The 18,745-nt window shown below is 68.5% G+C and carries 11 protein-coding genes; 5 read left to right on the top strand and 6 right to left on the bottom strand.

Features of this window, described 5'->3' with window-relative positions:
* Window positions 1–17 precede the first annotated feature (17 nt).
* The 5 genes from OOJ98_RS23760 to ngcE form a co-directional block, all read right to left on the bottom strand.
* A complete protein-coding gene (locus tag OOJ98_RS23760) occupies window positions 18–1,121 on the bottom strand; it encodes a sugar ABC transporter substrate-binding protein (protein WP_267057075.1) in 1,104 nt (367 codons plus the stop codon).
* Between the two features lie 133 nt (window positions 1,122–1,254).
* Window positions 1,255–2,454 (bottom strand): ROK family transcriptional regulator, encoded by a 1,200-nt coding sequence (locus OOJ98_RS23755; RefSeq protein ID WP_267056961.1) that lies wholly within the window; start codon window positions 2,452–2,454, stop codon window positions 1,255–1,257.
* A gap of 225 nt (window positions 2,455–2,679) precedes the next feature.
* Complete coding sequence (locus OOJ98_RS23750; RefSeq protein ID WP_267056960.1) at window positions 2,680–3,591, bottom strand: carbohydrate ABC transporter permease; 912 nt, start codon at window positions 3,589–3,591, stop codon at window positions 2,680–2,682.
* A 10-nt stretch (window positions 3,592–3,601) separates the two neighbouring features.
* Complete coding sequence (locus OOJ98_RS23745) at window positions 3,602–4,528, bottom strand: carbohydrate ABC transporter permease (protein ID WP_267056959.1); 927 nt, start codon at window positions 4,526–4,528, stop codon at window positions 3,602–3,604.
* Between the two features lie 45 nt (window positions 4,529–4,573).
* Window positions 4,574–5,998 carry an N-acetylglucosamine/diacetylchitobiose ABC transporter substrate-binding protein gene (gene ngcE, locus OOJ98_RS23740; RefSeq protein ID WP_267056958.1) on the bottom strand — a complete coding sequence of 475 codons (1,425 nt, stop codon included), beginning with the start codon at window positions 5,996–5,998 and terminating at the stop codon, window positions 4,574–4,576.
* 484 nt (window positions 5,999–6,482) lie between these two features.
* On the opposite strand from ngcE, the gene OOJ98_RS23735 reads away from it, so the two are divergent.
* From OOJ98_RS23735 to OOJ98_RS23725, 3 genes are all read left to right on the top strand, one after another.
* Window positions 6,483–10,307: a GH92 family glycosyl hydrolase gene (locus OOJ98_RS23735; RefSeq protein WP_267056957.1), complete on the top strand. Its 3,825-nt coding sequence runs from the start codon at window positions 6,483–6,485 to the stop codon at window positions 10,305–10,307.
* 147 nt (window positions 10,308–10,454) lie between these two features.
* Window positions 10,455–11,387 carry a VCBS repeat-containing protein gene (locus tag OOJ98_RS23730; RefSeq protein WP_267056956.1) on the top strand — a complete coding sequence of 311 codons (933 nt, stop codon included), beginning with the start codon at window positions 10,455–10,457 and terminating at the stop codon, window positions 11,385–11,387.
* Window positions 11,388–11,566: 179 nt separating this feature from the next.
* Complete coding sequence (locus OOJ98_RS23725) at window positions 11,567–12,502, top strand: VCBS repeat-containing protein (RefSeq protein ID WP_267056955.1); 936 nt, start codon at window positions 11,567–11,569, stop codon at window positions 12,500–12,502.
* A 96-nt stretch (window positions 12,503–12,598) separates the two neighbouring features.
* On the opposite strand, the gene acnA is transcribed toward OOJ98_RS23725, so the two are convergent.
* A complete protein-coding gene (gene acnA, locus OOJ98_RS23720) occupies window positions 12,599–15,313 on the bottom strand; it encodes an aconitate hydratase AcnA (RefSeq protein ID WP_323177925.1) in 2,715 nt (904 codons plus the stop codon).
* A gap of 402 nt (window positions 15,314–15,715) precedes the next feature.
* Between acnA and OOJ98_RS23715 the strand changes: the two genes are divergently transcribed.
* Together OOJ98_RS23715 and OOJ98_RS23710 are read left to right on the top strand one after the other, a co-directional pair.
* Window positions 15,716–16,231 (top strand): HAD hydrolase-like protein, encoded by a 516-nt coding sequence (locus tag OOJ98_RS23715; RefSeq protein WP_323177924.1) that lies wholly within the window; start codon window positions 15,716–15,718, stop codon window positions 16,229–16,231.
* A 277-nt stretch (window positions 16,232–16,508) separates the two neighbouring features.
* The gene (locus OOJ98_RS23710) at window positions 16,509–18,035 is read left to right on the top strand and encodes a UDP-N-acetylglucosamine 1-carboxyvinyltransferase (RefSeq protein ID WP_267056953.1); all 1,527 of its coding nucleotides are present in this window, start codon (window positions 16,509–16,511) and stop codon (window positions 18,033–18,035) included.
* Window positions 18,036–18,745 lie beyond the last annotated feature (710 nt).

Here is an 18,745-nt window from a genome sequence, read left to right as displayed (position 1 = left end):
CGGCACGGCGCGGGGAACTACTTGACGCCGGCCGTGTCGCAGGCGGCCTTGTACGAGGCCGTGCAGATCTCGGCGACCGTGTAGATCTTGTCCTTGATGACCGTGTCGTTGATGTTCGCCTTGGTCAGCGAGACGACCGGGACGATGTTCGACGGGACGCCCTTGGTGGTCGGCGAGTCGAGCTTCTTCGGGGCGAGCGAGCCGAGGTCCTGGCCCTTGGCGAGCTTGACCGCCATCTCGGCGGCGATCGCGTCCTCCTGCGGGTAGGACTTGTAGACGCTCATGTACTGCTCACCCGAGAGGATCCGCTGCACACCCGCGAGCTCGGCGTCCTGGCCGGTGACCGGGGGGAGCTTGGAGAGGCCGGCGGCCTTGAGGGCGGTGATGATGCCGCCCGCCATGCCGTCGTTGGCGGAGTAAACGCCGATGACCTTGTCCTTGCCCAGGGCGGAGAGCGCGCCCTCCATGTTGGCGTTGGCGTTCTCGGGCTTCCACTCCTTGGTGTCGTACTCCTTCCCGATGTTCACCTTGCCGTCGAGCTCGGCGTGGGCGCCCTTCTTGAAGAGCGCGGCGTTCGGGTCGGTGACGGCGCCGTTCATCATGACGATGTCGCCGGACTTGGCCTTGTCGCCCAGGGCCTCCAGGAGGGCCTTGCCCTGCACGTGGCCGACTTCCTCGTTGTCGAAGGACACGTAGGAGTCGATCGGCCCCTGGGCGAGGCGGTCGAAGGCGACGACCGGGATGCCGGCGTCCTTGGCCTTCTTGACCGAGGTCGCGATGGCGGCCGAGTCGACCGAGTCCACGATGAGCGCGTCCACCTTGTTGGTGATCATCGTGTCGGCCTGCTGGTTCTGGGTCGTCGCGTCCTGCTTGGCGTTCGCGTAGACGATCTGGCCCTTGCCGTTGGTCAGTTCCTTGACCTTGGCCTCGATCAGCGGCTTGTCGAACTTCTCGTAGCGCGCGGTCTGGTTCTCGGGGAGCAGCAGACCGATCTTCAGGTCGTCGCCCTTCTTGGCGCTGTCGGACGACTTGGTGCCGCCGCCCGACTCCTTGGCGCTGCCACAGGCGGCGAGTGTGACGGCCATCGCGGTGGCGGCAACGGCTACAGCGGCACGACGCATGTTCGTGTTCACTTCAGAAACCTCCCTGACGAGGCCGCGACGTTGCGGCCGAGGTGGCTGGAAGTCAACTCGGCGTTAAGCCCACCGTCAAGGAGTAAATCCTTAACGAGATGACAACGGTGCCATCCGTTATCTAAGTGAAGGCAGGAGCCGAGGCCGGCAGGGCGCTGTCCAAGAGGGTCGAATCCCCCATTTCGCTCAGGACGAGGGCGAGCGCGCCGAGCACTTCGGCACGGCCGCCCAGCGCCCCGGGAAGGACCGACAACTGCCGGGCCGCGCTGGGGATCGCGTACCGCGCCACGGAGTCCCTGATGGGCCCGAGAACGAGCTCTCCGGCCTCCGCCAGGTCGCCGCCGAGCACCACCCGGCTCGGGTTCAGGAGGTTGCACAGGTTGGCCACGCCGCTGCCGATGTGGCGCCCCACGTCGGCGATGACGCGGCGGCACCCCGGATCGCCCTCGCGCGCCATGCGGACCACGCGCTCCATGCTCAGGTCGGCGCCGTGGCTCGATTGCAGCAGCGGCAGCACATAACGCGCCGCGGTGAACGTCTCCAGGCAGCCGCGGTTGCCGCAGCGGCAGACCGGGCCCGACTCGTCCAGGGTGATGTGCCCGATCTCCCCGGCGGTGCCGCCGGGTCCGCGGTAGATCTGCCCGTCGATCACGAGACCGGCGCCCACACCGCTCGCGACCTTGATGTATGCCAGGTCGCGCACCCCCCGGCCGCTGCCCCAGACCAGCTCGCCCAGGGCCCCCAGGTTGGCGTCGTTGTCCACGTACACGGGGACGCCGAGGCGCCCCGAGAGCTCCTCGCTGGGGTTGATGCCGGTCCAGCCCGGCAGGATCGCGGTGGAGCCGAGCGTGCCGGACTCCACGTCGATGGGGCCCGGCACGCCGAGCCCGATCCCGATCACCTTGTCCTGGCCGATGCCGGTGGTCGCGATCAACCGCTTGACCAGCTCTTCCGCCCGGTCGAAGCCCTGCGCGGACGAGGCGTCGACATCGAGCGGCTCGGCCTCTTCGGCGAGTACCTGGTGGGCCAGGTTGCCGACGGCCACCCGCAGGTGCGTATGGCCGAAATCGACCCCGATCACGATGCCGGCCGAGCCGCTGAGCGAGACGCTGCGGGCCCGGCGCCCGCCCGCCGAAGTGGGGGTGACCTCGACGGTGCCGCCTTCCTTCAGTTCCCGCACGATGTTGGAGACCGTGGCCGCGGACAGGCCGGTCGTTCGGGCGATCTCGGCCTGGGTGAGCGAGCCCGCCATCCGCACGGCGCGTACGACCCGCTCAAGGTTGGCCCGGTGCAGTGACGTCTGCGACCCCGGAGTCTCCATCGACTCATCCACTCCCGCCGTAGGCGGACGGCACGACGGCCGCCCCCGCACGGAGCCGCAGCATTGAGGCCCCGTCTTTTCTCCAACATGTGAACCCTAAGCTCAGCCTTCTGGGTGGTCTCCCGTCAAGACCTGAGCAGATGCGGAGCGGATCGGGAACGCACGACCGCCCGTGGGCGCGGGGCCCACGGGCGGTCGGGAGGAGAAGGCGGGTGCCGGGTGGCGCTACTTGAGCGCCCCCGCGGTCAGGCCCGCCTGGACCTGCTTCTGGAAGACGACGTACACGGCGAGCACGGGCAGCATCGCGATGGTCAGGCCCGCGAAGAGCGCCCCCCAGTCGCCCTGGTAGCCCTGCTGCACGGCGAGGTCGGCGAGACCCTGCGTGAGGACCCAGTTCTTGGTGTCGCCCTGGTTGAGCACCAGGGGCAGCAGGTACTGGTTCCACTGGCCGAGCACGTTGAAGATGCCGATGCTGATGATGCCGGGCTTGGCCATCGGCAGCATGATCTGGAAGAAGGTGCGGGTGTGCGAGGCCCCGTCGATCAGGGCGGCCTCGGCGACCGTGGTCGGCAGCGTCCGGAAGAACGCCGTCATGAAGAAGACCGTGAACGGCAGCGAGTACGCGATGTAGATGAGGACGAGGCCGGGCAGCGTGTTGAGGATGCCCAGGTTCTTCGTGACGAAGAAGAGCGGGACGAGCACCATGACCACGGGGAAGGCCATGCCGCCGACGAACAGGAAGTAGATGAACCGGTTGCCGGGGAACTCGAACCGCGCGAGCACATAGGCCGCCATCGAGCCGAGCAGCATGGTGCCGACGGTCGAGAAGCCCACCACGAAAGCGGTGTTGAGGAAGTACCGCCCGATGTTCGCCTTGCTCCAGGCCCGCGACCAGTTGTCGAAGTGGAGTTCGCTCGGCAGCGACCAGGGGTGGGTGAGGATGTCACCGGAGGTCTTGAACGAGCTCCACAGCGCCCACAGCAGGGGCACGCCCACCATGAGCGCCCAGACCAGGAGGAACACGTGCGAGAAGGCGTTGAGCACGCCGCCCTCGCTGCTGCGCCACTTCCAGCGGGCGGCGCTCGCCGTGGGCCGGGACGACTGCTCGCCGTCCACCTTCAGGGTTTCGGTCGTCATCGCGCCATCCCTAGAATTCGATGCGCTCACGGCGCGAGAGCCGCATGCTGAGAATGGCGAACACCAGGGTCACGATCAGCATCGCGACACCCATGGCGGCGGCCATTCCGTACTGACTGTTGTCCCGGAACGCCGTCTTGTACAGCAGCAGCGGGACCACGTCGGTGGATTCGTCGGGGCCGCCGACATTGACGGACATCAGCTGTACGTAGATGAAGGCGTCCATGGCGATGATGCCCATGTAGACCCAGGCCGTGGCCACCGTGTCCCGCAGCAGCGGCAGCGTGATCCGGAAGAACGTCTTGACCCGCGAGGCGCCGTCCAGGAGCGCCGCCTCGTAGATCTCCCCCGGGATGGAGGCCATGCCGGCGGAGAACAGGACGACGTAGAAGCCGACGTTGGCCCACACCATGACGACCATGATGCAGATCAGCGCGATGCTGGAGTCGCCGAGCCAGGACTGCTGGAGCGAGCTCAGACCGACGCTCGAAAGCAGCGAGTTGAGCATCCCGTTCTCGGGGTCGGGGTTGTAGATCTGCTGCCACAGGATCGCGATGATCGTGATCGAGAGGACCTGCGGGAAGAAGAAGATCACCTTGTAGAAGCCGGAGCCCCGCACGCCGGCGACCCCCGCGGAACCCTTGCGGCGGCCGCCGACATTCAGCATGAAGGCGAAGAAGAGACCGAAGGCCAGCGTGACGACCGGCACGAAGAGGAGCAGAAGGACGTTGTGCCACAACGCCTTCCAGAAGAGGTCGTTGTGAATCAGCTTCTGATAGTTGTCCAGCCCGATGAAGTTCTTCTCGGGGGTCAGTCCGCTCCAGCTCGTCATCGAAATCTGGAAGTCCTGGAGGAACGGCGAGATCACGAGGACCCCGTAGAGCGCCAGGGGAATTGCCAGGAATCCGATGATGAACCGGTACTTGCCGTGTCGCATGTCGCCGGTCGCTCTCGTCTCAGCCAGTGGGGTTGAGCGCCCTCGTCAGAGGTGCTTGAACTTCGGGACGGAGGAGTCCTTCTTGGTGTCGTCCGAGGCCTTCTGGGCCTTGTCCATCCACTCGGTGGCCTTGATCTTGCCGGTGAGCAGGTCCAGGGTCAGGTTGCCGATGGTCTCGTTGTTCAGCTTCTTGTACCAGTCCTGGATCCGAGCGTTGAGGACGTTGGGGCCTGCCGCCTTCAGCGCGGCGTTCGCCGAGGTCAGGCCCGGGGTCAGGGTGAGGCCGTCCGCGGCGCCCTGAACACAGGTCAGCGACTTGACGGCGTTGGTGAAGTTGGTGGTCTGCTTCTTGCTGAGCATGATGCGCAGCAGTTCCATGCCACCGGTGGGGTTCTTGCCGTCCTTGGCCACGATGAAGGGCTCGCCGGCCGCCGCGTACAGGGTGCCGAAGGGCAGCTTGTCGTTGGGGCCGGAGCCGATCAGGGAGCCGACCGCGAGGTCGAAGTCCTTCGGCATGGTGGGCGCGGCCTCGTTCTCCACCCAGGAGCCGTCGGCCACCATCGCGGCGCGGCCCTGCGTCCAGGCGGTCTGCATCTGGATGTGCGTCATGCCCTCGGAGCCCTGGAGGAAGTAGCCCTGTCCGGCGAGCTCCTCGTAGTACGAGATGACTTCCTTGACGGCGTCGGTCTTGAAGGCACCGTCGTCGAGGTTGTCGATCGCGTTGAGGGCGTCCTTGCCGCCGACCTTGCCGATCTGGTGCAGCAGGTCGAACAGCACGTAGTACGGGTACTTGCCCGGGTACGTGAAGGGGGCGATGCCCGCGGCCTTGATCTTCTTGCAGAGCGCCAGCATGTCCGAGAAGGTCTGGGGGTAGGTCCAGCCCTTGTCCTTGAACAGCTTGTTGGAATAGAAGGTGCCGTAGACGGTGAACGCGTAGTTGAACGCGTACATCTCCTTGGCCCCGAACTGGCCCTGCTCGATGGTGCCGGCGATGAGGACGTCGCGGACCTTCTTCGACGGGTCGTCGATGGTCGGGGCGTCCAGGAGCGGGGTGAGGTCCTGGAGCTTGCCGGTCTTGGCGAGCGCGGCGGTGTCGAGGTTGTCGGCGCCGGAGTTGTCCATGAAGTCCGGCGGGGTGCTGCCGGCGAAGCGCGGCTGCAGCTTCGGGCCGATGGCCTGCGTGCCGGTGTGCTTGACCGTGATGCCGTACTTGGCGTTGTAGTCGGCCTCGGCCGACTTGATGTAGTCGTCGCCGAAGCCGCCCTTGAAGACGAACGCCTCAAGAGCGGTGCCCTTGTTGACGCCGAGCGGGTTGTCCGCCGACTTGGTGCCCTGGGACTTCGGCTTCGTGCTGCTGTCCCCGCTGTCTGAGCTGGCGCACGCGCTCAGCAGTGACGTCGCCGGCACCGCCAGCAGGCCGATTGCCATGGCCCGCTTGAGTGCGTCACGGCGGTTGATCTCGGATCCCATGCTCAAGTCCTCGCCTTCTCCAGGACTCATGCGGTGCAGCGGAATCCGCCGGCGCCCGCGAACAGTTGAAGCGTGAGTGATGCCGTACATCCATCGCGGAGGCTGCCCGGTCCCGGGCCGACCGGCCCGCACGCGGTTCCCCCCGCCCGCGTTCAGCGGGTTGCCCGGACGCCGACAGGTATAGTCCACTTCCCGTCAACTGAGCAAGATCGAAAGCAGGGTTGGCCGCCAGTCTTTCCCGAGTTGAGACCTCGCGGATATATCCGTTGGTACGTACCAATGCGGATGAGGGTGCTCCTTTTGACGCGCATTACACACCTTGACGCCTGCATTGCCCCCTCGATTCAAGCCACCCATTCCTTCTCAACGCCCTTGACACCACCCGCCACTTGCCGCGCTACTGGATCCTGCGTTTTCACTCTGACAACGTTGTCCACCTCGCATCTGCCGGACATCACCGGCGTGCGCCGACGGAAGGGCCCGCATGCTGCCCAGATCCCGGTACCGACGAGGACCGGCGGCCGCCCTCGTGGCGGCCTCGTTCCTGCTCGTAGTGACGGCGCAGTCGGCCGTCGGCGCGCCGTCCGCGACGGCCCGGCCGCCCGCCGACGGCCGCTTCAGCACGTCGTTCGAAACCGGCCAGCCGCAGCCCGACTGGACCGACTCCGTCGATACCGACCACGCCGGGAACAAGCGGTCGTCGGGCGTCGACGGAGGCTTCGCCAGTGGCATACCGGGCAACGTGACCGACAAGGTCACCGCCGTGCGGGCCAGCGCCGAGAACACCGACGGCGGCGAGGTCAAGGAGAACCTCCTCGACGGTCAGGCCGGCACGAAATGGCTGGCCTTCCAGTCGACAGCTTGGCTCGAATTCGATCTGTCCGAAGGGGTGAAGACGGCCGCCTACGCGTTGACGTCCGCCAACGACGCGCCCGAACGCGACCCCAAGGACTGGACCCTCCAGGGCTCGCTCGACGGCAAGGACTGGAAGACCCTGGACCGCCGCACCGGCGAGAGCTTCAAGGACCGCGGCCAGACCAAGACCTACGACGTCGCCAACGCCACCGCCTACGCGCACTACCGCCTGGAGATCACCGCGAACGGCGGCGCGCCCATCACGCAGCTCGCCGATGTCCAGTTCTCCAACGGTGACACCAGCACCCCCGTCCCCCCGGACATGCTCACCGTCACCGGCCGCGGGCCCGGCGGCTCCCCCACCGCCAAGGCGAACGCCGGCTTCACCGGCGTCCGGGCGCTGCGCTACGCAGGCACCCACAAGCCCGGCGGGCGCGCCTATTCGTACAACAAGGTCTTCGACGTCGACACGCGCGTCGGCCGGGACACCGAGCTCGACTACAAGATCTTCCCGTCGATGGCGGAGACCGACCTCAACTACCCCGCCACCAACGTGTCCGTGGACCTCGCCTTCACCGACGGCACCTATCTGAGTGACCTGAAGGCCGTCGACGCGCACGGCGGGCTCCTCACCCCGCAGGGGCAGGGCGCCGCCAAGACGCTCTACGTCAACCAGTGGAACCAGGTCTCCTCGGTGATCGGCTCCGTCGCCGCCGGCAAGACGGTGGACCGGATCCTGGTGGCGTACGACTCCCCCAAGGGCCCGGCCACCTTCCAGGGCTGGATCGACGACCTCTCGATCGCACCGAAGAAGACCGAGAAGCCGCTCGCCCACCTCTCGGACTACGCGCTCACCACCCGCGGCACCAACTCCAGCGGGTCGTTCTCGCGCGGCAACAACTTCCCCGCGACGGCGGTCCCCAACGGGTTCAACTTCTGGACGCCGGTGACCAACGCCGGGTCGCAGGACTGGCTGTACGACTACGCGCGCCGCAACAACGCCGACAACCTGCCCACCCTCCAGGCGTTCAGCGCCAGCCACGAGCCGAGCCCCTGGATGGGCGACCGGCAGACCTTCCAGGTCATGCCGTCGGCGGCGGCCGGCACCCCCGACGCCTCCCGGACCGCCCGCGCGCTGCCCTTCCGGCACGAGAACGAGACCGCGAAGCCGTACTACTACGGCGTCACCTTCGAGAACGGGCTCAAGACGGAGATCACGCCCACCGACCACGCGGCGATGATGCGGTTCACCTATCCCGGTGACGACGCGAGCATCGTCCTCGACAACGTCACCAACCAGGGCGGCCTCACCCTGGACCCGGCGACCTCCTCGTTCACCGGCTACTCGGACGTCAAGAGCGGCCTGTCGGCGGGGGCCGGACGGCTCTTCGTGTACGGGGTGTTCGACGCGCCCGTCACCGCGAGCGGCAAGCTGCCCGGCGGCGGGGGCGCCGACGTCACCGGCTACGCGCGCTTCAAGCCGGGCAAGGACCGCACCGTCACCCTGCGCCTGGCGACCTCGCTGATCAGCGTGGACCAGGCGAAGGCCAACCTCGCCGCCGAGATCCCCGCGAAGGCCCGCTTCGACGCGGTCAAGGACCGGGCGCGGCAGGCCTGGGACAAGATCCTCGGCCGCATCGAGGTGGAGGGCGCGTCGCACGACGAGCTGACCACCCTCTACTCCTCGCTCTACCGGCTCTACCTGTACCCCAACTCCGGTTCCGAGAAGGTCGGTTCGAAGCTCCAGTACGCCAGCCCGTTCGCGCCGAAGGCCGGCGAGGACACCCCGACCCACACCGGGTCGAAGGTCGTCGACGGCTCCGTGTACGTCAACAACGGCTTCTGGGACACCTACCGCACGACCTGGCCCGCCTATTCGCTGCTCACCCCGGACAAGGCCGGCGAGATGGTCGACGGCTTCGTGCAGCAGTACAAGGACGGGGGCTGGATCTCCCGCTGGTCCTCGCCCGGCTACGCGGACCTCATGACCGGCACCAGTTCGGACGTGGCCTTCGCCGACGCCTATGTGAAGGGCGTGAAGTTCGACGCGGAGGCCGCCTACGAGGCGGCCCTGAAGAACGCCACGGTCGCCCCGCCCTCCTCGGGCGTGGGCCGCAAGGGCATGGACACCTCCCCCTTCCTCGGCTACGCCCCGACCTCCACCCCCGAGGGCCTGTCCTGGTCGATGGAGGGCTACGTCAACGACTACGGCCTGGCGAAGATGGGCCAGGCGCTGTACGAGAAGACGAAGAAGCCCCGCTACAAGGAGGAGTCGGCGTACTTCATGGGCCGGGCCCAGAACTACGTGAAGCTCTTCGACAGCAAGGCCGGCTTCTTCCAGGGCAAGGCCGCCAACGGCACGTGGCGCGTGGACAGCGCCGCGTACGACCCGCGCGTGTGGGGCTACGACTACACCGAGACCGACGGCTGGGGCTACGCCTTCACCGCCCCGCAGGACTCCCGCGGTCTCGCCAACCTGTACGGCGGCCGGGCGGGCCTCGCCAAGAAGCTCGACACGTACTTCGCCACACCGGAGACCGCCTCGCCCGACCTGGCCGGGTCCTACGGCGGTGTCATCCACGAGATGACCGAGGCACGGGACGTACGGATGGGCCAGTACGGCCACTCCAACCAGGTCGCGCACCACGTCACGTACATGTACGACGCGGCGGGGCAGCCCTACAAGGCGCAGGAGAAGATCCGCGAGGTCCTGCGGCGGCTCTACAACGGCAGTGAGATCGGGCAGGGTTACCACGGCGACGAGGACAACGGCGAGCAGTCGGCGTGGTACGTGTTCTCGGCGCTCGGCTTCTACCCGCTGGTGATGGGCAGCGGTGAGTACGCGATCGGCTCGCCCCTGTTCACCAAGGCGACCGTGCACCTGGAGAACGGGCGCGACCTGGTGGTGAAGGCGCCGAAGAACAGCACCGCCAACGTGTACGTGCAGTCCCTGAAGGTGAACGGGAAGGCGTGGAACTCCACGGCGCTCCCGCACGACCTGCTCGCGCGGGGCGGCACGCTCGACTTCGCGATGGGCCCGAAGCCCTCGTCGTGGGGCACCGGTCAGAACGCGGCGCCGGTCTCGATCACCAAGGACGCCAAGGTGCCCACGCCGCCGAGCGATGCGATCACCGGCCCGGGTCCGCTGTTCGACAACTCCTCCGCCACCTCGGCGCCGTTCACCTCGGTGGAGCTTGCGGTGTCCGCGCCGACGCGCGCCGTCCAGTACACGCTCACCTCGGCGGAGCACGCCAAGGCTCCGGCGTCCTGGACGCTGCAGGCCTCGGCGGACGGCACGACGTGGAAGGACATCGACCGGCGCTCGGGCGAGTCGTTCACCTGGGACCGCCAGACCCGGGTCTTCTCGGTCCGCTCCCCCGGTTCCTACGCGCACTACCGCCTTGTGGGTCCGGACGGCGGGGCGACGCTCGCGGAGGTCGAACTGCTGTCCTGATCTCTCGCACGGCGTTCGCACATCCCATCTCCCTTGTGTCCCAAACCGGTTGGGTTGTGAAGATGCCGTGCACCGGTCGCGGGGATGCGGTACGACTCATGGGTCGTACCGCATCCTCCGTGATGCGCTTCACCGAAGGAGCACTACGTGGCCCAACTCACGGTCCGTAAGAGTGGCAAGGCACTCTCCCGCTTCGCTGTCGCCGCGATAACCACCGCCCTGGTCGCCGCGGGCGCGGGCGCGGCATCGGCCGACGGCTTCGGCCCGGCCCACCCGCTGCCGAAGATGCCGGCGCGCACCCCGCACGTGCGGAGCCTGGCGGTCGCGGCCGATCCGAACCCCGCGGCGAACCCGGTCCTCCCGCTGCTCGGCATCGACAGCACCGGGGCCGCGTGGGCGTACGGGCCCGACGGCGCCGGCGGCCTGGCGCCACGGCAGAGCGCGGGCAGCCTCCCGTACCTGAGCAACGACGCGTTCGTGGACAACGACGCGGACGGCTACCTCGACGGCGAATGGCAGTGGGCCGACGACGGGACCCTGCACTACTTCGTCGACTACAACACCCCGGACAAGGTGATCGGCGGCGGCTGGAACATCTACGACAAGGAGCTGTCCCCCGGCAACCTCGGCGGCGCGCAGGGGTACGACGTCATCGCGCGGGACAGCGCGGGCGTGCTGTGGCTCTACCTCGGCTACGGCGACGGCACCGTGACGAGCCGCATCAAGGTCGGCGGGGGCTGGGACGTCTACACCCAGCTCGCCGGCAAGGGCGACCTGGACGGCGACGGCAAGGCCGACATCGTCGCGCGGGACACCGCCGGTGTGCTCTGGTTCTACAAGGGCACGGGCGACTACAACGCGCCCTTCGCACCCCGCACCAAGATCGGCGCCGGGTGGAACATGTTCAACACCCTGGTCTCCACCGGCGACGTGGACCTGGACGGCAAGACCGACCTGATCGCCCGGGACACCAACGGCGGCCTGTGGCTGTACAAGGGCACCGGCAACGCCGCCGCCCCCTACCAGCCGCGCGTACAAATCGGCTCCAACTACAACATCTACCGCCTGATGACGTCCTGACGCATCGGAGGCCGAACTGCCCTCCTGAATCACATGTCACGGCATTGACACAGGTCATCTCCCGCGCATAACAAACCGATTGACTTGTGAAGATGCCGTGCAACGATCATGCCGGTGCGGTACGGCTCCCGGGTCGTACCGCTCCACCTCAGTGATGTGATTCATCGAAGGAGCAGTACGTGGCCAACCTCAAGGGCCGTAAGAGCCGCAAGGCACTGTCCCGCTTCGGCGTGGTGGCGATAGCCGCCGCGCTGGTCGCCTCGGGCGCCGGTGTGGCTTCGGCCGACGGCGTCTCCCCCGCCCGCTCGCTGCCGAAGGCGCCGGCGCACTCCGCTCCCCACGCCAGGAGCCTCGCCGCGGCGCCGACCCCGAACCGCGGTGCGAACCCGGTGTTCCCGATGCTCGGCGTCGACAACGCGGGCGACGGGTGGGCCTACGGTCCGAACGGCACCGGCGGCCTGACGAGCCGTGTGTACGCGGCCTCGCTGCCCTACCTCGTCAATGACGCCTTCGTCGACAACAACGGCGACGGGGACATGGACGGCGAATGGCAGTGGGCCAACGACGGCTCCCTGAACTACTTCGCCGACGAGAACGCTCCCAACAAGGTGATCGGCGGGGGCTGGGGGATCTACGACAAGGAGCTCTCCCCGGGCAACCTCGGCGGCGGCGGCGCCTACGACATCATCGCGCGCGACAAGGCGGGCGTGCTGTGGATCTACCTCGGCTACGGCGACGGCACGGTCACCGGCCGGGTCAAGGTCGGCGCGGGCTGGGACGCCTACACCCAGATCGCCGGCAAGGGCGACCTGGACGGCGACGGCAAGGCCGACATCGTCGCGCGGGACACCGCGGGCGTGCTCTGGTTCTACAAGGGCACCGGCAACTACGCCGCGCCCTTCGCACCCCGCACCAAGATCGGCGCCGGGTGGAACATGTTCAACACCCTGGTCTCCACCGGCGACGTGGACCTGGACGGCAAGACCGACCTGATCGCCCGGGACACCAACGGCGGCCTGTGGCTGTACAAGGGCACCGGCAACGCCGCCGCCCCCTACCAGGCGCGCGTGCAGATCGGCTCCAACTACAACATCTACCGTCTGCTGACGTCCTGACGCCGTGACGTCCTGACGCCTCTGCGCATCAAACGGCAGGGCCGCACCCTCCTTTCGGAGAGTGCGGCCCTGCCGTCGTTTCCGGCCCGCTGCCCGTTAGTTGCGGATCAGGCTGCGCAGCACGTACTGCATGATGCCGCCGTTGCGGTAGTAGTCCGCCTCACCGGGGGTGTCGATGCGGACGACCGCGTCGAAGTCGACGCCCGTGTCGGTGGTGACCTTGACCGTGCGCGGGGTCGAGCCGTTGTTCAGCTCCTCGACGCCGGTGAAGGAGAAGGTCTCCTCGCCGGTCAGGCCGAGCGAGGAGGCGGTGGCGCCCTCGGGGAACTGGAGCGGCAGGACGCCCATGCCGATGAGGTTCGAGCGGTGGATGCGCTCGTACGACTCGGCGATGACGGCCTTGACGCCGAGGAGCGCGGTGCCCTTGGCGGCCCAGTCGCGGGACGAGCCCGAGCCGTACTCCTTGCCCGCCAGGATGACCAGCGGGGTGCCGGCGGCCTGGTAGTTCTGCGAGGCGTCGTAGATGAAGGAGACCGGGCCGCCCTCGACGGTGAAGTCGCGGGTGAAGCCGCCCTCGGTGCCCGGCGCGATCTGGTTGCGCAGGCGGATGTTGGCGAAGGTGCCGCGGATCATGACCTCGTGGTTGCCACGGCGCGAGCCGTAGGAGTTGAAGTCACGACGCTCGACGCCGTGCTCCGTGAGGTACTTGCCGGCCGGGGTGTCGGCCTTGATCGCGCCGGCCGGGGAGATGTGGTCGGTGGTGACCGAGTCGCCCAGCTTCGCCAGGACGCGGGCGCCCTGGATGTCGGAGACCGGGGTGGTCTCCATCGTCATGCCCTCGAAGTAAGGGGGCTTGCGCACGTAGGTCGACTCGGCGTCCCACTCGAAGGTGTTGCCGGTCGGGATCGGCAGCGCCTGCCACTGCGCGTCACCCGCGAAGACGTCCTGGTAGGACTTGTTGAACATGTCCTCGCCGATGGCGTTGGCCACGACGTCGTTGACCTCGGCCTCGGTGGGCCAGATGTCCTTCAGGAAGACCGGGTTGCCCTCGGTGTCCGTGCCGATGGCGTCGGTCGTGATGTCGACCTTCATCGAACCGGCGATGGCGTACGCCACGACCAGCGGCGGGGACGCCAGGTAGTTCATCTTGACGTCGGGGTTGATCCGGCCCTCGAAGTTGCGGTTGCCGGAGAGCACCGAGGTGACCGCGAGGTCGTGCTCGTTGATCGCCTTCGAGATCTCCTCGTCCAGCGGACCGGAGTTGCCGATGCAGGTGGTGCAGCCGTACCCGACGAGGTTGAAGCCCATCTTGTCGAGGTACGGGGTGAGGCCGGCCTTGTCGAAGTAGTCGGTGACGACCTTCGAGCCCGGGGCGAGGGTGGTCTTGACCCACGGCTTGCGGGTCAGGCCCTTGTCGACGGCCTTCTTCGCGACGAGCGCCGCGGCGACCATGACGTACGGGTTCGAGGTGTTGGTGCACGACGTGATCGCCGCGACCGTGACCGCGCCGTGGTCGATCTCGAAGGTGGTGCCGTCGGCCAGCGTGACCGGCGTCGGGCGGCTCGGCACGCCGTCGGTGGTGGCCGGGGCGTCGGAGGCCGGGAAGGACTCCTTGCCCGCCTCGTCGTCGTCCTCGACGTAGTTGCGCACGTCGAGCGCGAACTGCTGGGAGGCGTTCGCGAGCACGATGCGGTCCTGGGGGCGCTTCGGGCCGGCGATGGAGGGGACGACCGTGGAGAGGTCGAGCTCCAGCTTCTCGGAGAAGTCGGGCTCGGCGGCCGGGTCGAGCCAGAGGCCCTGCTCCTTGGCGTACGCCTCGACGAGCGCGACCTGCTGGGCGTCACGGCCGGTCAGCCGCAGGTACTTCAGCGTCTCGTCGTCGATCGGGAAGATCGCGGCGGTGGAGCCGAACTCCGGCGACATGTTGCCGATGGTGGCGCGGTTGGCGAGGCTCGTGGCCGCGACGCCCTCGCCGTAGAACTCGACGAACTTGCCGACGACGCCGTGCTTGCGCAGCATCTCGGTGATCGTCAGGACGAGGTCGGTGGCGGTGGTGCCCGGGTTCAGCTCGCCGGTCAGCTTGAAGCCGACGACGCGCGGGATGAGCATCGAGACCGGCTGGCCCAGCATCGCGGCCTCGGCCTCGATGCCGCCGACGCCCCAGCCGAGCACGCCGAGGCCGTTGACCATGGTGGTGTGCGAGTCGGTGCCGACGAGGGTGTCGGGGTAGGCCTGGCCGTTGCGGACCATGACCGTACGAGCGAGGTGCTCGATGTTGACCTGGTGGACGATGCCGGTGCCCGGCGGGACGACCTTGAAGTCGTCGAACGCGGTCTGGCCCCAGCGCAGGAACTGGTAGCGCTCCTTGTTGCGGCCGTACTCCAGCTCGACGTTCTGCGCGAACGCGTCCTTGGTGCCGAACTTGTCCGCGATGACGGAGTGGTCGATGACCAGCTCGGCCGGGGAGAGCGGGTTGACCTTGGCCGGGTCGCCGCCGAGTTCCTTGACGGCCTCACGCATGGTGGCGAGGTCCACGACACAGGGCACACCGGTGAAGTCCTGCATGATCACGCGGGCCGGCGTGAACTGGATCTCCTCGCTGGGCTGGGCCTGCGAGTCCCAGGTGCCGAGCGACCGGATGTGGTCGGCGGTGATGTTCGCGCCGTCCTCGGTGCGGAGCAGGTTCTCCAGGAGAACCTTCAGGCTGTAAGGGAGGCGCGCGGAGCCCTCGACCTTGTCCAGCTTGAAGATCTCGTACGACTCGTCGCCCACGCGCAGCGTGCTGCGGGCGTCGAAGCTGTTCGCCGACACGACAGTCTCCTTCATTGATGTGCGCGTTCCACCACAATCCTGCCGCCACGACGTGTTGTCGATCCGCTGAGGTAAGGCTAAGTTAGGTAACCCTTACCGAGCGTCGGCTGCGGTGCGCCTCGGTAGATATCTCGATGTCGAGATAACTCTAGTACATGGCCGCGGGTAGGTCATGCGCGGGCAGCCGCCGGGCGGCCCGGCGGAGCGCGCGAGTGCCCGCCTCGCGGGGACCGGGCGGGGCACCTCCGGACACCCCTCGCCCACCGGCACGCGTGCGGCCGCCCCCGGGCCGCCGACGCACTCGCAGGCACCCGCCTCGCGGAGACGGAGCCGGCACGTCCGGAATCCCCCGGCCGACCTGCTCGCTCGCGGACGCCCGGAGGGTGCGCCCGGGGGCCCTGAATGGGCGCACCCAGTGGAGGCCGGGTGAGCTTGCGCACCCCGCGGGCCGGCCTGGGGCTGCCGGGCGGGGTCGCGGGGGTGCCGAGCCCGGCGGTTGAGATGTGCGCTCGGGTGCGCTCATGGCGACGGCGCCGCGCATGTGCCCGTCGGGGTGTGTTCGGCCGCGCGGGGGCGGTCGCGGCGCGGGTGGGCTTGGCCGTGGGGGCCGACCATGGCACCGCACCTTGCGGGCCGGGCCGACTCGTCCAGGGCCGGGGGGTCTCGGAGAGCGTCGGTCACAAGAGGCCCGACCCGCGGATCTTCCGCGCCCCGGCCGCCACCGCCGGTGCCTCTCTCGACGGCGCCTGGGTCATCGGCGACTCACCGCATGCCGATATAGCCGGAGCCCACACGCTCGGCCTACGGAGTGTGTGGGTGGCCCACGGACACGCCTGGGCCGAGGCCAACTTCCGGCTCACGCATGCGGCCGACGACGGGGCCACGGCGATCGACCACGCCGTCACGGCGTCGCGGTAGCCGCGCTCGGCCGCACCCCACCCACTCACCCCACCCCCACCTCCGTCGCACCCTCCCGCCGGGTGACGGACCGACACCACCCGCCAAGCCGAACGCACGTACGGCCTCTGTATGACAGTCATACGACACGCCCGAACTTCGCAAAATATCCCACCCCGGACGGACCACTCCATTTGCCGCCCCCGCAAGGGAAGCGCAGGATCGGAGTTGACGGGCCCTCACTCCGATGGCCCAGCCCGGCGCGAGCGACATCTCATATCTGAGATAACCTGCCCCTATGGCAGACGACTACCTCGTACGCATCGGCAAGCTCATCCGTGACGCCCGGCAGCACCGGGGCTGGACACAGACGCAGTTGGCCGAGGCTCTGGGCACCAGCCAGAGCGCCGTGAACCGCATCGAGCGGGGGAACCAGAACATCAGCCTTGAGATGATCGCGCGCATCGGGGAAGCGCTCGACAGCGAAATCGTCTCGCTCGGCTACGCGGGCCCCATGCACCTGCGGGTCGTGGGCGGCCGCCGCCTCTCGGGCTCGATCGACGTCAAGACGAGCAAGAACGCCTGTGTCGCGCTCCTGTGCGGCTCGCTGCTCAACAAGGGCCGCACCGTGCTGCGCCGGGTGGCCCGTATCGAAGAGGTCTACCGGCTCCTGGAAGTCCTCAACTCCATTGGTGTACGCACTCGTTGGATCAACGAGGGCGTCGACCTGGAGATCGTGCCGCCCGCCAGGCTCGACCTCGACGCGATGGACGCGGACGCCGCCCGCCGGACCCGCTCGATCATCATGTTCCTCGGCCCGCTGCTGCACCGCATGGACCGCTTCCGGCTGCCGTACGCCGGCGGCTGCGATCTCGGTACCCGCACCATCGAGCCGCACATGATCGCCCTGCGCCGGTTCGGCCTGGACATCACGGCGACCGAGGGCATCTACCACGCCGAGGTGGAGCGCACCGCGCCCGACCGCCCGATCGTCCTGACCGAACGCGGCGACACCGTCACCGAGAACGCCCTGCTCGCGGCGGCCCGCAACGAGGGCGTCACGGTCATCCGCAACGCCTCGTCCAACTACATGGTCCAGGACCTGTGCTTCTTCCTGGAGGCGCTGGGCGTACGGGTCGACGGCATCGGCACCACGACGCTGACCGTGCACGGCACCGCCGAGATCGACGTGGACGTCGACTACTCCCCCTCCGAGGACCCGGTCGAGGCGATGAGCCTGCTGGCCGCGGCCGTCGTCACCGAGTCCGAGCTGACGATCCGCCGGGTCCCGGTGGAGTTCCTGGAGATCGAGCTCGCGGTCCTGGAGGAGATGGGCCTCGACCACGACCGCACCGAGGAGTACCCCGCCGACAACGGGCGCACCCGGCTGATCGACCTCACCGTACGGCCCTCCAAACTGGAGGCGCCGATCGACAAGATCCACCCGATGCCGTTCCCCGGCCTCAACATCGACAACGTGCCGTTCTTCGCGGCGATCGCGGCATCGGCCCAGGGCCAGACGCTCATCCACGACTGGGTGTACGACAACCGCGCGATCTACCTCACGGACCTCAACCGCCTCGGCGGCCGCCTCCAACTCCTCGACCCGCACCGCGTCCTGGTCGAGGGCCCCACCCGCTGGCGCGCCGCCGAAATGATGTGCCCCCCGGCCCTGCGCCCCGCGGTGGTCGTCCTCCTCGCCATGATGGCGGCCGAGGGCACGTCGGTCCTGCGCAACGTGTACGTCATCAACCGCGGCTACGAGGACCTCGCGGAGCGCCTCAACTCGGTGGGCGCGCAGATCGAGATCTTCCGGGACATCTGAGCCCCAGGCGCCCGCCGCACGCGATCCCGCCCTCGCGCAGGGAGTGGATCGCATGCGGCGGGCGTTCGGTCTGTGCCGGTGCGGGGCCGGGTCGCTTCCGCTTGTTGGTCAGGGCGCGGGTTACGACCTCATCGGCATGCATACGGCCGACGCGAAGCGGCGGATCGCCCCGCATCCCCGGCGGGCAGCCCGTTGGCCGCTCGGGTCGCCCTCGCGCCGCGCGGCGCCCTCGCGGCAGTGCTCGGCTTCACCGATGTGGCCACCGTCCCGGTCCGCGATCGGGCGCCCCGGACGTCGGGCTCGACGAGATCGCCCTCGACGAACCGGATCCGCTCGCCGCCCACGAGGCGGACGGGCCGGCGCATCCGGCCGGCACCCATGGAGACTTGGTGGCTGACCGCGCCGCAGCGCCGGAGCCCCGCTGCCGCCCGGCATCCCGCGCACGCTCCCGCTCGCCCTCGACCGCCACGGCCGCACCCTGCGCTGCGCATACCGTCGCGGCCACCGGGATCCGCGCTTCCCGTTCGCGGCTGCGGTCCACGGCCCCGCGAAGGCCGGCGAGCAGACCCGCCACCTCCTCACGGCCGCCGAGAGGGTCCCCGGGTGCGCCCACGCGTCGGCCCTGGCGACCCATCGGCAGATCGCATTAGGTTAGGCTTAGCTAAGTTGCACGGCGGGGGCTGTCGGCTGCCGAGTTCCTGCGTCCGTGC

Origin of the sequence: Streptomyces sp. NBC_00083, assembly GCF_026343295.1 — a bacterium.
In the GTDB taxonomy this organism is placed as follows: domain Bacteria; phylum Actinomycetota; class Actinomycetes; order Streptomycetales; family Streptomycetaceae; genus Streptomyces.
This window is presented reverse-complemented; position numbering and strand designations above follow the sequence as displayed.

Excerpts from the sequence above, each read along its gene's own strand:
- OOJ98_RS23715 (WP_323177924.1), top strand. The coding sequence starts at position 15,716 with ATGGGCGCACCCAGTGGAGGCCGGGTGAGCTTGCGCACCCCGCGGGCC.
- OOJ98_RS23755 (WP_267056961.1), bottom strand. The coding sequence starts at position 2,454 with ATGGAGACTCCGGGGTCGCAGACGTCACTGCACCGGGCCAACCTTGAG.
- ngcE (WP_267056958.1), bottom strand. The coding sequence starts at position 5,998 with ATGGGATCCGAGATCAACCGCCGTGACGCACTCAAGCGGGCCATGGCA.
- OOJ98_RS23745 (WP_267056959.1), bottom strand. The coding sequence starts at position 4,528 with ATGCGACACGGCAAGTACCGGTTCATCATCGGATTCCTGGCAATTCCC.
- OOJ98_RS23750 (WP_267056960.1), bottom strand. The coding sequence starts at position 3,591 with ATGACGACCGAAACCCTGAAGGTGGACGGCGAGCAGTCGTCCCGGCCC.
- OOJ98_RS23735 (WP_267056957.1), top strand. The coding sequence starts at position 6,483 with ATGCTGCCCAGATCCCGGTACCGACGAGGACCGGCGGCCGCCCTCGTG.
- OOJ98_RS23710 (WP_267056953.1), top strand. The coding sequence starts at position 16,509 with ATGGCAGACGACTACCTCGTACGCATCGGCAAGCTCATCCGTGACGCC.
- OOJ98_RS23760 (WP_267057075.1), bottom strand. The coding sequence starts at position 1,121 with ATGCGTCGTGCCGCTGTAGCCGTTGCCGCCACCGCGATGGCCGTCACA.